Consider the following 13788-nt stretch of genomic DNA (forward strand, 5'->3'; position numbering starts at 1 on the left):
ATTCGGATAGACTATAGCCAATAAGGAAATTGGCAACATAGGAAGGGAGCTGCATGTCATTGCCTACCATCACACAGCCTGCCTCACCTTTGTCCCTGAAGGAATGGGCAGTAGCCGTCAAAGCCCTCGGGGAAGGACACCAGATCATCACGATCCGCAAGGGCGGTTTATATGAAGAAACACGGGAGTTCCGACTGGAAAACAACCAGTTTTACCTGTACCCGACCTATGAGCATCAAAAGCAGGACATGGTCAAGCCGCAGTATCACGATTTGCTGGCAGCTACACGGGAAGGCTGGACACCGGAGCAGGAGACGGTAGAGGTTGCTTACTTTGCCGAAGTGACAGACGACATAGAGCTGTTGGACGAGGAGAAGCTGCGCGCGATCTCTCCCTACCATATTTGGACGGACAACTTCGCGGATGTACGCTTGCACTGGAAAAAGCAAAAGCCGCTCCATATCCTGTTCGCTCGCGTATACCGTCTGGAGCAGCCAGTGGAGATTCTCATAGAAGAAGCGTACAAAGGCTGCAAGTCCTGGCATTATTTGGTGAATGCCATCCCGGGGCAACGCTTCGAGCCGGTTTTGTCCGATGCGAAATACAATCAGAAAAAAGAGGAAATCCTAAACATTTTGAACGGGTAAACGAAAGAAAAGGGATCAGGTACAAGTGGGAGGAGAGTTGTCATGAAAGCTGTCGTAGTTACCGCTTTGGGTGGTCCAGAGAACATGCAGGTAGCAGAGGTAGAAAAACCAGTGCCAAGCCCCAAGCAAGTCCTGATTCGCGTCGAAAAAACCAGCGTGAATTTTGCCGACATCAAATCTCGATACGGAAAAAAAGGAGCGGGGAAGCTTCCTTTTGTCCCTGGTTTGGATGCGGCAGGGGTTATTGAACAAGTCGGCTCTGAAGTGCAGCGATTCCAGCCTGGCCAGCGCGTCATCGCATTTCCGGCAAACGGGACGTACGCGGAGTATGTGGTAGCCAGTGAAGCGTTGACGTTTGCCATTCCCGACAGCATGGATTTTGATACCGCAGCTGCAAGTCCGGTTGTCTCGTTTACGTCTTACAAGCTGCTGGCCGACGTGGCCCGTCTCTCTCCTGGTGAGACCGTCCTGATTCACGCTGCTGCCGGTGGGATTGGTACGACAGCCATCCAGCTGGCGAAGCTGCTGGGGGCGGGCAAGGTCATTGGCACCGTGGGGACCAAAAGTAAAGCGGCCATCGCGCTCGAAGCAGGTGCTGATCATGTGATTTGTAACGACACCGAGGATTTTGTGGAAAAGGTGAACGAGCTGACAGGCGGTGCAGGTGCAGACGTGATCCTCGACTCCATTTCGGGAGCAGTCTCCGAGCGGAGTATGGATTGTCTCGCCTGGTACGGACGACTCGTCCATTTCGGCAATGCAAGCGGAGAGGTTGGAGCCATTCGCACAATCGATCTGCACGCGAGCTGCCGCTCCGTGCTCGGCTTCAGCTTTGGAACGACCCGCTCCAAACGTCCGGAGCTATTGCAGGACACGGCAGAAAAGGTCCTTCCTTTGCTGGCCGATGGCAGACTTCAGATCAGGATCGGCAAACGTTTTTCACTGGAAGCAGCAGCAGATGCACATGCGTGGGTGGAAAGTCGGCAAAGCACAGGCAAAGTGCTGCTGGATGTACGCCAGTAACAGAATGGATCGGATCGGAAAGCTCTCGTCCTGGCGGCGGGAGCTTTCTTGCATGCAGGATTATTTGCAAGTGTCAGGACCCGTTGACTTTTTAAACTGTACGCATTATGATTACAGTACTCTTCTGGAGAGGAAGTCGCTGATTTGAATAGTGAATTTACGATTGCTGTCCACAGCTTAGCCTTGCTCGCAAACCTTCCCGATCACATGGCAAGCAGTGAGCATATTGCGAAGAATGTGTGTACGAATCCGGCAAGAATCCGGAAGATCATGAGTATACTTCGAAAGCACGGCTTTGTACGCACCAAAGAGGGGATCGGCGGCGGCTACATTTTGGACCGAGACCCGCGCGAGTTGAATCTGGCCCAGATTTACGAGACCATCTCCAGTGGTACGCTAAAGCCTCACTGGTGTACAGGGGATCCAGAAGATGCCTGTGTCGTTTCTTCCAAAATGCATTGCGTCATGGATCAAATCTTCAACCAAGCTGAATTTCACTACAAGAAATACTTAGAGCAGATCACCATTCAATCGGTACTGGATCAAATCAAGCAGCCGTAGCAGGGAGAATGATATCCAAACTGTAACTTTTCCAAATACACGTAAGGTGGTGCGGTATGATGAATCGTGAGCAAAAACTGGCAGTAGGCGATTGGGTTCGAGGCAAGACAAAACAGGGAGAGCTGATCCACGGCTTTGTGGAGAATGTCGATTCAACAGGGAGTACCGTTCATGTGTATGTGGTCAACAGTGATAACGACATGACGCTCGGCAAAGTCGTAGCGACCAGAGCCAGCTGGGTGGAAGCCATGGCAAAGACCAGTCTGATCGGTGAGGAGCAGGTGTACGACTTGATTGACCTCGCGCTGGCAACCAAGGATCGGGAATGGTTTATGGAGCTTTCTGCCATGGCAGCGTCATGGAAGAAGAACGAGAAAGCCGGAAAAAACAGGAGCGCAGAGCAGCGCCACGTCCGCAATCGCTTGGGAACATCTGCTATCTGGGAATAACGATTTATACAGTATAATGCCTAGGAGGAAAAACAATGGCGACAATCGATCATAATTCCTGGTTCGAGAAAGGCATGACTTTCGCACAGTACGTGGAAGCCATGAAAGTAAATCGTGAGGAAGTTACTCGCGTTTATGAGGGACTGACGTTTTCTCCAGAGGATCTGGCAGTTTGGAACGACGTAGCCAAGCGCAGCTGGAGAGGAATCGTATTGACTGCGGACTGGTGTGGAGATGCTGCCCTGAACGTGCCTGTTGTGCAAAAGATTGCGGAGCAAAGTCAGATCGAGCTGCGTTACCTGAACCGCGATGAAAACCTCGAGCTGATGGATCAGTATTTGACAAACGGGACCTCTCGTGCGATTCCCATCTTCATCTTCATCGATGAGGCAGGGGAAATGAAGGCAGTATGGGGGCCGCGTTCACCAGAGGTACAGGATTTGATCACTGGCATGCGTAGCCAGTTGCCTGCAAAAGATGCACCGGATTTTGAAGAAAAGCAAAAAAATGTCTATCGCGATTTCAAGCAGCAGATTACAACCGATACTGCCATTTGGCGTACTGTCATCGAAAGTGTAAAAGCAAAGCTGCAAGGCTAAAGAGTGACGCATAGACAAATAATCTATGATGGATAGGACTGGATAAAAAACATAATGAGAAGTGCAGAGAATAATCAACGACCGATTCTTTTTCTCATGGTTAACATGTTCATTGCAATGCTGGGAATCGGCCTGATCATCCCCATCCTTCCCGAGTTTTTAAAGGAATTTGGCGCTGGAGGCAAGACCGCGGGTTATTTGATCGCGGCTCTGGGATTGACGCAGTTCATTTTTTCACCGATTGCAGGGGAGTGGTCCGACAAATACGGTCGGAGGATCATGATTGTGTCTGGACTGACCCTGTTCACTATTTCCAATCTTCTGTTCGCGGTAGCGGAGCATATCTCGATGCTGTATATCTCCCGCTTAATCGGGGGAATTGGCGCGGCATTCATGATCCCTTCGATGCTGGCTTATGTGGCCGATATCACAACAGAAGAAAAACGCGGAAAAGGTCTAGGACTCCTCGGGGCAGCGATGTCGCTTGGCTTTGTGATTGGACCTGGAATCGGCGGCTTCCTCGCTGAGCTGGGCCTGCGGATGCCGCTGTATGTTTCGGCAGGCGTAGGGGCGCTGGCGACAGTCGGTTCCTTGTTGTTCTTGCCTGAGTCGCTTTCCAAGGATGCACAGATGGCTGCTCGAAATGCAAAGGAAAAGAAAGAAAGCATCTTCGTTCAGCTCGGCAGGTCGGTCCGTGCGCCTTACTTTATCATGCTGATCCTCATTTTTACGATGACCTTCGGGTTGGCTAACTTCGAAGCGATCTTCCCGTTGTTTGTCGATGCGAAATTCGCTTATACCGCCCGCGACATTTCCATCATCATCACGGTGGGAGCGTTGGCAGGTACAGTGGTGCAAGCGGCTTTGATCGGCAAGCTGATCGAACGCTTCGGGGAGAAAAACCTGATCAACTGGACGTTCCTGTTCTCTGCTGTCAGCATGGTGCTGATGCTCTTGTCCGGCAACTTCTGGTATATGCTGGTGCTGACCGTGATTTTCTTTACGCTCACGTCCATCATGCGGCCTGCGATTAATACGCTCATCTCGAAGCGAGCAGGTGACGAGCAAGGCTTTGTGGCTGGGATGAACAATGCCTACATGAGTCTGGGCAACATCTTTGGGCCAGCAGTAGCGGGTACGTTGTACGATGTTCATTTGGATGCTCCTTATCTGTTCGGAGCCATCATCCTGATCATTAGCCTGTTCCTTTCGAGAAAAGAAAGCCGCAGTAAGATGAAACCGGTTGTAGCACAATCCTAATCATGCGAAAGTGGACCCTTTGCTCACCTCTGAGCGGGGACCACTTTTTTGCATTTCAAAAGCCCGCCTTCTGCACGCAAGCAGTTGGCGGGCCTATTCGCTTTATGGTTGGGTAGGTTCAACTGCTGGTCCGGGATGGGCATCCAGGTAGGCAATCGCTTGATAAATCAGCTCCGCTGCGTCTGCTCGGGTCAGCTCATCTTTCGGATGCAGCATCCGGTCTTCATCCAGCTTGACGATCCCGCGTACAATCGCGCGTTGTACCGCTCCTTGGTACTGGAGTGTGAGCTCGTCGCTGTCAGCAAACTCGACCGGCGCAATTTTGATCATGGGAAACGGGTACTTATGCTCCATCGACAGCATGAGATGATAGATGAAATCTTCGCGTGTCCACGAGCGGTTGGGATCAAATTCAGCTGGCATCTCGATACCATTCTGAGCGGCGATCTGCAAGACGTCAGCGAACCATTCATCCGGATCTACGTTTTGAATCGGCTGCTCCGATTTTACTGGATCTGCCTCAAGCTTTAAGGCATTTACGATCAGCTGAAATCCTTGAGCCGCTGTCATGATTGCTTCCGGCATGTAGCGCTGCTCATCTACACCGTGAACATAGCCTTTTTCCTGCAATTCAATAATGATGTTTTTCTCTGCGACCTGATTGATGTCAGCAAAAGGTGTTGCAGCAAAGCTTTGCTGGCCAATAGAGAGTGTGAGTACAGCTGCGATTGGCAGTGCCATCAGAAAACGGGATTTCATGAAGAGCCACCTCGTCTCATGTTGTGTTTACTTCCTTCTATGGGACGAGGAGAAAGGCAATCCGTTTCACTCATTTTGCAATATCCTCTTCTTCCACGAAACGTTTGAGAGCCTGCATTTTATTCTCCCAATACAGCTCGTAGTAGGAAAGCCAATCCTTCAACTCTTTCAAAGGCTCGGGCTGCATGCGATACCGCGTCTCACGGCCAATCTTTTGCTCTTTTACCAGACCTGCTTCAGACAGCACACGCAAATGCTTGGATACCGCTGTACGGCTCATGGGAAAATGTCCGCTGAGTGTCGTGACGGACATCTCCTGGTTAACCAGCAGATGCAGCAGCTGGCGGCGAGTAGGATCCGCTATGGCTTGAAAAACATCATGCTTGGCGGCAGAAGCGCTCATTTACTGCTCCACATAGGCTTGCAGCTTCGGCAGTACAGAAGAACCCCAGCCTTGGTTCATGCGATCGCGTACAACGGTGTGAGTTTCGCCAACCTCGGTAACCGTATCCTCTGACCAGCCCGAGTGAACCAAAGTAAATTCGGTTTGTCCGTCGAGATCCTTGAGAGAAAAGGTGACCACCCAGTCTTTGCCCCACGAAAAGACGAGGCGGTTTGGCGGGTCGAGTTCCTTGACGACGCACGGGGAGTCGCCGTACGGGGAAAAAATCGTAAAGGCTTGTCCTTCTACTGCCTGAAAGTTGTTTGGCATAAACCAAGCGGCGATGCCTTCCTGGGTAGAAACAGCCTCCCACACTTTTTGAATAGGCGCTTTGAAAACGAGTGTCTGTACAATATCAGGAATGGCTGTCATCAGTGTACCTCCGAGTGGTATGTATTCTTTGAGAGACAGAAAAGGAAACGAAAAGGTTTCGCGTTTATTATAGGCAACCAAAAGGTTTCGCGTCAAGCGTTTCCCGTTTACCTGAGCGGCCTGTCGCGGTTACAATGAGGGGAAGAAGAAAGAAAAGGTAAGGGGATGGGATGCGCGCATGTTTACCTTTGCTACGCTCAGTACTTTCATTATCATCGTCATTGGTCTGTTTTTGATACCAGGTCCGGCTGTCCTGTTAACCGCGACTCGTACGGTGCAGGGGGGACGACAGGCAGGCATCATGGCGGGTCTCGGGATCGCGACCGGAGATTTGATCCATACCTTGTTTGCTGCAGTCGGCCTGTCTGCGATCCTGATGACGTCTGCGATGGCTTTCCAGGTTGTGAAATACGCCGGGGCTGCCTATCTCTTGTACCTTGGTATTCGAGCTATTCTGGAAAAGCCGATGGACCCGACCATGCCCGAGGTAGCACCCAAGTCCAGTTTACGTGCTTACGGTGAAGCCATTCTGGTTGAAGTGCTCAACCCGAAAACAGCCTTGTTCTTTTTAGCTTTTCTCCCTCAGTTTGTCCATCCCGAGAGCGGAGCATCGTTCGTGCAATTTTTGGTTCTCGGGCTGATCTTCGTGACGATGAGTGTCATGTACACAACGCTCATAGCGGTAAGTGTTCGCCAGCTAGGAAGGCTCGTCAAGCGCGTCCCTTGGATGGGGAGATGGAGCGGCAAGCTGGTTGGTGCGATCTACATCGGGTTAGGGCTGAAGGTGGCGTTTCAGGGTCGATAGATCATAAGCAAATCGCGTTTTAGAGCTGACTTCGGTGGAGAAGTCGGCTTTTTTGTTGATATACACCCCAAGCATTGTAAAATCCATGCATGCAATGTAAGTTTTAGGGAAGGTGATGATGCAGAGCAAAATCAGCGTGGTCACGAAGAATGAATAAGGAAGGCGGTTTTGTCCATGTCCCATGAACCGGATGAATTAACCCTCGAAAAGCAAACGTCCAGCCTGCGATGTTTGATCGATTCACCCGAGCAGCGGCGTAGGCTGTATAAACGTACGCTCATGACTGTCGTTCTCTCTCAAATCTTTGGAGGTGCAGGACTTGCTGCCGGTGTGACAGTCGGGGCACTGCTCGCTCAGGATATGCTGGGAACGGAAAGCTTTGCCGGGATTCCATCTGCTTTGCTTACGCTAGGCTCCGCAGTAGCAGCTCTGCTCGTCGGAAGATTGTCTCAGCGCGCCGGACGTCGGATCGGGCTCGCGGCAGGCTTCTTTGCCGGAGGGATTGGTGCGGTCGGGGTTGTGCTTGCCGCAGTTGCCCACAGTGTGCCTCTGCTGTTTTTATCCTTGCTTATTTACGGGGCGGGTACAGCGACTAATTTGCAAGCAAGGTACGCGGGAACAGACCTGGCTCTGCCAAACCAACGTGCCACTGCAGTCAGTACAGCGATGGTTTCCACCACCTTTGGTGCAGTAGCGGGTCCAAATCTGGTGGAAGTGATGGGCGGCTTCGCGACTTCCATCGGTGTGCCTGCATTGGCTGGACCCTTTATTTTAGGGGCGGCTGCCTTTCTGCTGGCTGGTCTCGTTTTCCTGCTGTTCCTGAGGCCGGACCCGTTACTCGTGGCGAACGCGATCGCAAAGGCCCAAAAATCTGAACTGGGAAGCCAATCTGACGTGCGTACGAGCATGGGCAAGGCAGGCAGCAACGGCCGAGGGATTATCGTTGGAGCCACCGTGATGATCCTGACGCAGATCGTGATGGTTGCCATTATGACCATGACTCCCGTTCACATGAAGCATCACGGACATGGACTGAGTGAGGTAGGGCTGGTCATCAGCATCCACATTTGTGCGATGTATCTGCCGTCCCTTTTGACGGGGGTACTCGTAGACAAGATCGGACGTACGGCGATGTCCTTCGCTTCCGGAGCCATCCTGCTTTTGGCGGGACTCACCGCAGCACTGGCTCCTGCCGATTCGATGTTTCTGCTCGTCACAGCGCTCGCATTGCTGGGGCTGGGCTGGAACTTTGGCCTGATTAGTGGAACGGCTCTCATCGTAGATGCTACAGACCCGACCACACGAGCAAAAACACAAGGGAGCATTGATGTCTTGGTTGCGTTGGCAGGTGCTTCCGGCGGGGCGTTATCCGGTATGGTCGTCGCCAGCTCGAGCTATGCGACGCTCTCTCTTGCTGGAGGTTTTCTGGCGCTGCTGCTCATCCCTGTGGGCATCTGGTATCAAAGCAGCAAGAAAGTGGCCAAATCGGAAAGCATGTCGGCATAAAGAGAGCCGGTTACTCCTGTGGATGGGGTAACCAGCTTTCCCTATTCCTCAATGAAAACCAATCATTTCACTGACTCCGGCTTCTCCACATACATCCGAAACAACTGAATGTACAAGAGGACACTTATGAGCGAAAACACCAAAATGAGCGTAAAGATACCGAGGGGCGGGACCCAGCTGGAAAGGAAGACGGTCACGGGCGCGATAAAACGTCCGATCGTGGGCTGCAGGCTGTCAGCTCCCATGTACTGCCCTCTCGATTCCTCGGGTGCATAGCGGCTGATGAAGCTTTGGGTGACCGGAGAGCGTACCATCTCTCCAAAGGTAAAGACGATCGTAGCTAGAAACAGGAACCAGAGCTGGCTGTTCAAGCCGAGGGCAAAAGTTCCCACCCCGGACAGAAGCGAGGAGAAGATAAAGACATCGCGTTCTTTCCAATGCTGGAACCATTTCGTGACGGGGAGGATAAACAAGACGAACAATAGGCCGTTAAACCCAAGCACCCAGCCAAAAATCTCTGTGCTGCCGAGTAAAAGAGACCCGCTAGCCCACGGGAAGAGCGGCTGACTAGGCACCTCATGGATGATGTACACAGGCAAATAGAGGTCTAGCTGCATAATGGAGACGAGGGCGAAGATGCCTGCCAATGTATAGACGAGAAACACCTTATCCCGAAAAATGATACCGTACCCTTTCCACTGTTCTTGAAATACTCGAGTCAAGGAGGCAGAATCCTTAGACCTATTCGCTGCTGCGGGCAATGTTTCGTGAACCAGGAAATAGATCGCAGCGAAATACAGTAGCAAGACCAGGGAACAAGACCACAAAAGCTCCTGTCGGTAGTGGAAGAAAAAGACGGCTCCGAGTGCAGGACCGAGTACCGCACCGATGTTGTTGGCTGTCGTAAACGTCGCGAAAATTTGACGGCGGCTATGTGCGGGCACGAGATCGGCGACCATCGCAGAGCTGGCAGGCCGATAGATGGCACCCCCCAGCCCGAGTCCAATAAAGGCCATATAGTCGATCCAGTGAGAGGGCGACACCGCAAACAAGGCAAACATGACAGCTTGGAGACAAGCCCCGAATAGCATCACCGGACGCCGCCCGATCCGGTCTGCCAAAGCTCCGCCGAGCAAGCTGCCGATAAGGCTGAAAAGCGGGGGGACGGTCATCAGGATTCCTGCGATATGATTGCCTAATGCTGTGCCAAAATAGACGGTGATAAAGGGAAAATACATCCAAAAAAGCATATTAAAAAGGGCTTCGCCGATTAACCGGATTTTTAGATTGAGATCCCACAAACGCAGCTGCATGGTTGTCCTCCTCGTGCAAATAGTGACCCGGCCAGGTATCTAAACTATAGAGCTTTCTGACGATAAAATATAGACTTATTATTATGACTCGGTTATACTAATAATGTTAAAGCGAAATACGGATGTCACTAGTTTGCATGATTCACAAAACGAACGTTTGTTCTGAAATGCAGAGGCGCTCCATAGAGGAAGCGCCTTTTTTGATGCGATAAAAAGGCAGGGGTAGTCTGGGACGGTCTTTCCACGTCCGCATCTACTCCTGCCTTTTCCATTCTCAAAACCGCTTACGACTTGTTTGGATCAAAGTAAATACCCAAGCCGCTCCAGGCATCTTCCATCTCCGTCAGCAACCTCGTCGCTTTTTCCGAATCCTGATGGAACATCGAGCGCAGGATCGCGGTCAATAGGGACATCGGCGCGACGAAGGATTCCATGTGCGACGCGATTCCTGTGGGGGTATACAATACCTCGTCCGCATACTGACACAAGGGAGAGGAAGGGTAGTCGGTGATGACTACGATTTTGGCTCCGCGCTGTTTCCCGATCGCCAGGCAGTCGACACTAAAGCGCGTGTACCGGGCAAAGCCGATTCCGACAATCACGTCATCTGCTTGCAGACGGTGTAGCCGATCGACAGTCCGGGGCTCTCCGCTGAACAACAGCGTGTCCTTGTGCAGCAAATTCAGATAGAAATCAAAGAACGTCCCGAGTGCAAGCGTGCTTCGAGAGCTGACGATCCCAATCCGTTTCGCGGCCAATAGGAGTTTTACCACTCTCTCCAGCGCTTGGAGATCGATGCGCTCGATCATCAGATTGAGGTTGTGGACATCCTCCTCGAAATGCTGCATGACGGTCTGCTCTTCCTTGGTAATGCTGCGGGAGAGCTGAAATCGCTGCCCTGTGGTCAACCGCGAGCGGACCATTTCCTGCAGCTCACGCGAGAGTCCAGGAAAGCCGGAGCAGCCAAGAAACGTGGCGAACCTTGTGACGGTCGATTCGCTCACGTTTGCCTCTTTGGCCATTTCCGCCACGTTGTAAAATGCAGAGGATTCGGGGTCACGCAAAATGACATCCGCAATCGCCTGCTGGGATGGGCTCATTTGCGGGTACATATGGGATAGCTTTTGCAATACAGATGGGCTTTGCGCCAAATTGTTTCACCTCTTTGACCTGTCCGGTACAAATGCTTCGGTTAAGTATACGACAGGATCAGGAAAGGTGACAATTGCATCCCTTAGACAAGTGGGTCCTGCTTGAGAGCAGCCATGCTCTTCTCAAATGCATCCAATGTGGTGGAAATCTCTGTTTGTCCGTGCGCAGCCGAAATGGAGAAGCGGTTCATCGGCTTGGAGTAGACGCCGTTTTCCATCAAGAGGTAGTCGAGCGCCAGACGCAGCTGGTTGTTGTTTTTGCCGAGATCGCGGTAGCTCTCTACGCTGTCCTGTGTCGCCATCACATTGAAGATGGTACCTTCCCCGAGTGTTTGGAAGGGCAGGTCGTATTGCTTGGCGAGAGCGTCGATGCCAGCGCGCAATTGGTTGGTGCTCGCGATCATATGGGCAAAGTTCCCTGGCTGTTTCAAATAGCGGATCGTTGCCAAGCCTGCTGCGATGGACAACGGGTTTCCGTTAAAGGTACCGCTGTGGAACACGACCTCGGACTTTTTGCTCGAGCGCAGCGGGGAGGCAAGCTCCATGATTTCCCGTTTCCCACCGACGACACCGATCGGGAAGCCGCCGCCCACGACTTTCCCCAAAGCAGTCAGGTCAGGCTCAACGCCATAAAAAGCCTGTGCACCTCCTACCTCGATGCGGAAGCCTGTTTTTACCTCGTCAAAAATCAAGATAATGCCAAGCTGTGCTGTCAACTCACGAAGGCTTTTCAGGAAGGTGCGATCCGCAGCGATGTAACCGGAGAGCAGTGGCTCCATGATTACGGCTGAGATCCGATCCGCCTTTTTCGTCAAAATCTTCTCGCAAGCATCCCAGTCATTGAACGGCAGGATGACGCTGTGATCGCGGTAGTAGTCTGGGGTTCCGAGAGACTCCGGTACTGGCTGCGGCGAATCGGTAGTCCCTGCGAGGTCAGCGGTTGGATTGACACTTTGCAGCACATGATCATGAGCGCCGTGATAATGTCCTTCAAATTTGGCGATATGGGTTTTACCAGTAGAGGCGGTAGCCAGACGCAGCGCAAACAGTGTCGCTTCCAAGCCAGAGTTGGTAAAACGCACTTGATCGAAGCTCGGATACAGCTCGAGCAGCTCATCGGTCATTTCCATTTCTAGTGGATGCGTCGCTCCAAAACTGCTGGTGCCTTGCTCTTCCCATACCTTTTGGGTCGCTTTCAGCACTTCCGGGTGTGCGTGACCGAGCATCAGCGCACCGTACGAGAGCAGGTAGTCGACGTAGCGGTGACCGTCGAGGTCGATCAGGCTGGCTGCATCCGCTTTTTCAAAAATGATAGGAAAAGGAGCGAAGTAACGCAGGTTGCCGTTTACACCCCCGGAGATCGTATGCTTAGCACGCTCAAAGAAAGCGGCAGAATTAGGTCGGCTCTGTTGAAAGGTAGCTTGCAATGATGAAATTTTCATTTCATTCCCTCCTTATTTGTGAAATTATTATTGCATGCACTGAGGTTATTTGCAATAATCATTTCATACAAGCGAATTTTAAGAACTGGGGGAATTTTATGAAGACTAGATTTGCCTTTTATATTTTAGGGGCAACCGTACTGGGTGCAGCATTTGGTCACTTTTTTCCTGAGCTAGGCAAGGATATCAAGTTTCTCGGTGACGCTTTCATCCGTATGCTGAAGATGATCGTCATTCCTGTTATCGTTACGACTTTGCTGGTTGGGATTGCAGGGATCGGGGATATCAAACGGATGGGGCGAATTGGCATCAAAACGGTCCTCTGGTTTGAGCTGATTACGACGCTGATCCTATTTATTGGACTCGCGATTGCCAATCTGGTTCAGCCCGGAAAGGGCATTGATCTGACCAATCTTCCCCAGGCTGATTTGACTGCCATCGCTTCCAATACTTCGACTGTTCTCGATGGGAAAACGCTTTTACTCCACATCATTCCTACCAATATCGTCGACGTCATGGCGAAGAACGATCTGCTCGCCGTCATTTTCTTCTGTATGCTTTTCGGGATCGCGCTGGTCAAGCTAGGCAATGATGCCAAGCCTTTTGTCTCCATGCTGGAAATCGCATCCAAAGCATCGTTTCAGCTCGTAAACATGGTGATGCTGACAGCGCCGATCGGTGTATTCGCCTTGATGTCCAATACGATCGGAACTTACGGCATCGCTTTGATCGTGCCGCTTCTGAAGCTGATCGGGACAGCCTATCTCGGTCTTGCTGTCGTCGTGTTTGGCCTCTTCTCACTGGTTGCCCTGCTCCTGCGTGTGCCGATCAAGGAAATCTATAAGATGGTCTGGGATCTGATGATCGTCGGTGCATCGACTGGCAGTACGGAGACGGTCGTGCCGCAGCTCATGCAGCGACTGGAGAAGTACGGTGTACCGAAATACATTACGTCCTTTGTCATTCCTGCCGGCATGCCGCTCAACTCAGATGGAACCACCCTGTACCTGACGATTGCGGGTCCTTTTATAGCTCAAGCTTTTGGGATCGACATGTCGTGGCAGCAGCAGCTGATGATGGTGCTCTTTTTCATCGTAACGAGCAAAGGGGTAGCGGCTGTACCTTCTTCCTCCATGGTCATTCTGCTCGCTACTGTGACTGCTGTTGGCTTGCCGCCTGAAGGTGTCGCCTTGATCATCGGCATCGACCGTGTCATCGATATGGCTCGTACCGCCGTCAACGTGTTTGGACATGTCTTCTCCTGCATCGCTGTGGCGAAGTGGGAGGGAGTTTTCCGCAAAGATACTGAGCTTTCGGAAAGCCAATCGGCTACGATTGGATAGCTAGATAGGAAGATAGCAAACAGCGACAGGCTAGGGATGATAGCATTCCTAGCCTGTCGCTGTTTTTATTGATAGGAGGTAAACCTTGTCACGCAAAAGGAATAGTCCAAAGTTGT

At 51.7% G+C, this 13788-nt stretch carries 15 protein-coding genes; 9 read left to right on the plus strand and 6 right to left on the minus strand.

Features of this window, described 5'->3' with window-relative positions:
* Window positions 1–53: 53 nt before the first annotated feature.
* From ACLIN2_RS08765 to ACLIN2_RS08790, 6 genes are all read left to right on the plus strand, one after another.
* The gene (locus ACLIN2_RS08765) at window positions 54–647 is read left to right on the plus strand and encodes a DUF1802 family protein (protein WP_411503817.1); all 594 of its coding nucleotides are present in this window, start codon (window positions 54–56) and stop codon (window positions 645–647) included.
* 42 nt (window positions 648–689) lie between these two features.
* Window positions 690–1670: a quinone oxidoreductase family protein gene (locus ACLIN2_RS08770; protein ID WP_411503818.1), complete on the plus strand. Its 981-nt coding sequence runs from the start codon at window positions 690–692 to the stop codon at window positions 1668–1670.
* A 144-nt stretch (window positions 1671–1814) separates the two neighbouring features.
* On the plus strand, window positions 1815–2231 hold the full coding sequence (locus ACLIN2_RS08775; protein ID WP_411503819.1) for an RrF2 family transcriptional regulator: 417 nt from the start codon (window positions 1815–1817) through the stop codon (window positions 2229–2231).
* A gap of 59 nt (window positions 2232–2290) precedes the next feature.
* Entirely contained in the window at window positions 2291–2680 is a 390-nt protein-coding gene (locus ACLIN2_RS08780; RefSeq protein ID WP_092266505.1) for an IDEAL domain-containing protein, read from the plus strand.
* A 35-nt stretch (window positions 2681–2715) separates the two neighbouring features.
* Window positions 2716–3279 (plus strand): thioredoxin family protein, encoded by a 564-nt coding sequence (locus ACLIN2_RS08785; protein WP_411503820.1) that lies wholly within the window; start codon window positions 2716–2718, stop codon window positions 3277–3279.
* Between the two features lie 54 nt (window positions 3280–3333).
* On the plus strand, window positions 3334–4539 hold the full coding sequence (locus tag ACLIN2_RS08790) for an MFS transporter (protein WP_411503821.1): 1206 nt from the start codon (window positions 3334–3336) through the stop codon (window positions 4537–4539).
* A gap of 102 nt (window positions 4540–4641) precedes the next feature.
* Here the strand turns inward: ACLIN2_RS08790 and ACLIN2_RS08795 are convergent, their stop codons facing one another.
* From ACLIN2_RS08795 to ACLIN2_RS08805, 3 genes are all read right to left on the minus strand, one after another.
* Window positions 4642–5298, minus strand: coding sequence for an S-layer homology domain-containing protein (locus ACLIN2_RS08795; RefSeq protein ID WP_411503822.1), 657 nt, complete (start codon window positions 5296–5298; stop codon window positions 4642–4644).
* A 70-nt stretch (window positions 5299–5368) separates the two neighbouring features.
* On the minus strand, window positions 5369–5701 hold the full coding sequence (locus ACLIN2_RS08800; RefSeq protein WP_411503823.1) for an ArsR/SmtB family transcription factor: 333 nt from the start codon (window positions 5699–5701) through the stop codon (window positions 5369–5371).
* Window positions 5702–6112, minus strand: a complete 411-nt coding sequence (locus ACLIN2_RS08805; RefSeq protein WP_411503824.1) for an SRPBCC family protein — start codon at window positions 6110–6112, stop codon at window positions 5702–5704.
* A gap of 178 nt (window positions 6113–6290) precedes the next feature.
* Here ACLIN2_RS08805 and ACLIN2_RS08810 point away from each other — a divergent pair, with 178 nt between their 5' ends.
* The gene (locus ACLIN2_RS08810) at window positions 6291–6917 is read left to right on the plus strand and encodes a LysE family translocator (protein ID WP_411503825.1); all 627 of its coding nucleotides are present in this window, start codon (window positions 6291–6293) and stop codon (window positions 6915–6917) included.
* Window positions 6918–7091: 174 nt separating this feature from the next.
* Complete coding sequence (locus tag ACLIN2_RS08815; protein WP_122960006.1) at window positions 7092–8423, plus strand: MFS transporter; 1332 nt, start codon at window positions 7092–7094, stop codon at window positions 8421–8423.
* 62 nt (window positions 8424–8485) lie between these two features.
* On the opposite strand, the gene ACLIN2_RS08820 is transcribed toward ACLIN2_RS08815, so the two are convergent.
* The 3 genes from ACLIN2_RS08820 to ACLIN2_RS08830 form a co-directional block, all read right to left on the minus strand.
* Complete coding sequence (locus ACLIN2_RS08820) at window positions 8486–9736, minus strand: MDR family MFS transporter (RefSeq protein WP_411503826.1); 1251 nt, start codon at window positions 9734–9736, stop codon at window positions 8486–8488.
* A 284-nt stretch (window positions 9737–10020) separates the two neighbouring features.
* Window positions 10021–10887 (minus strand): MurR/RpiR family transcriptional regulator, encoded by an 867-nt coding sequence (locus ACLIN2_RS08825; protein WP_122960008.1) that lies wholly within the window; start codon window positions 10885–10887, stop codon window positions 10021–10023.
* An 83-nt stretch (window positions 10888–10970) separates the two neighbouring features.
* Window positions 10971–12329, minus strand: a complete 1359-nt coding sequence (locus tag ACLIN2_RS08830; protein ID WP_411503827.1) for an aspartate aminotransferase family protein — start codon at window positions 12327–12329, stop codon at window positions 10971–10973.
* A 98-nt stretch (window positions 12330–12427) separates the two neighbouring features.
* Between ACLIN2_RS08830 and ACLIN2_RS08835 the strand changes: the two genes are divergently transcribed.
* A complete protein-coding gene (locus ACLIN2_RS08835; RefSeq protein WP_400582242.1) occupies window positions 12428–13672 on the plus strand; it encodes a dicarboxylate/amino acid:cation symporter in 1245 nt (414 codons plus the stop codon).
* Window positions 13673–13788 lie beyond the last annotated feature (116 nt).

This window comes from Brevibacillus centrosporus, assembly GCF_046622605.1.
GTDB lineage: Bacteria > Bacillota > Bacilli > Brevibacillales > Brevibacillaceae > Brevibacillus > Brevibacillus centrosporus.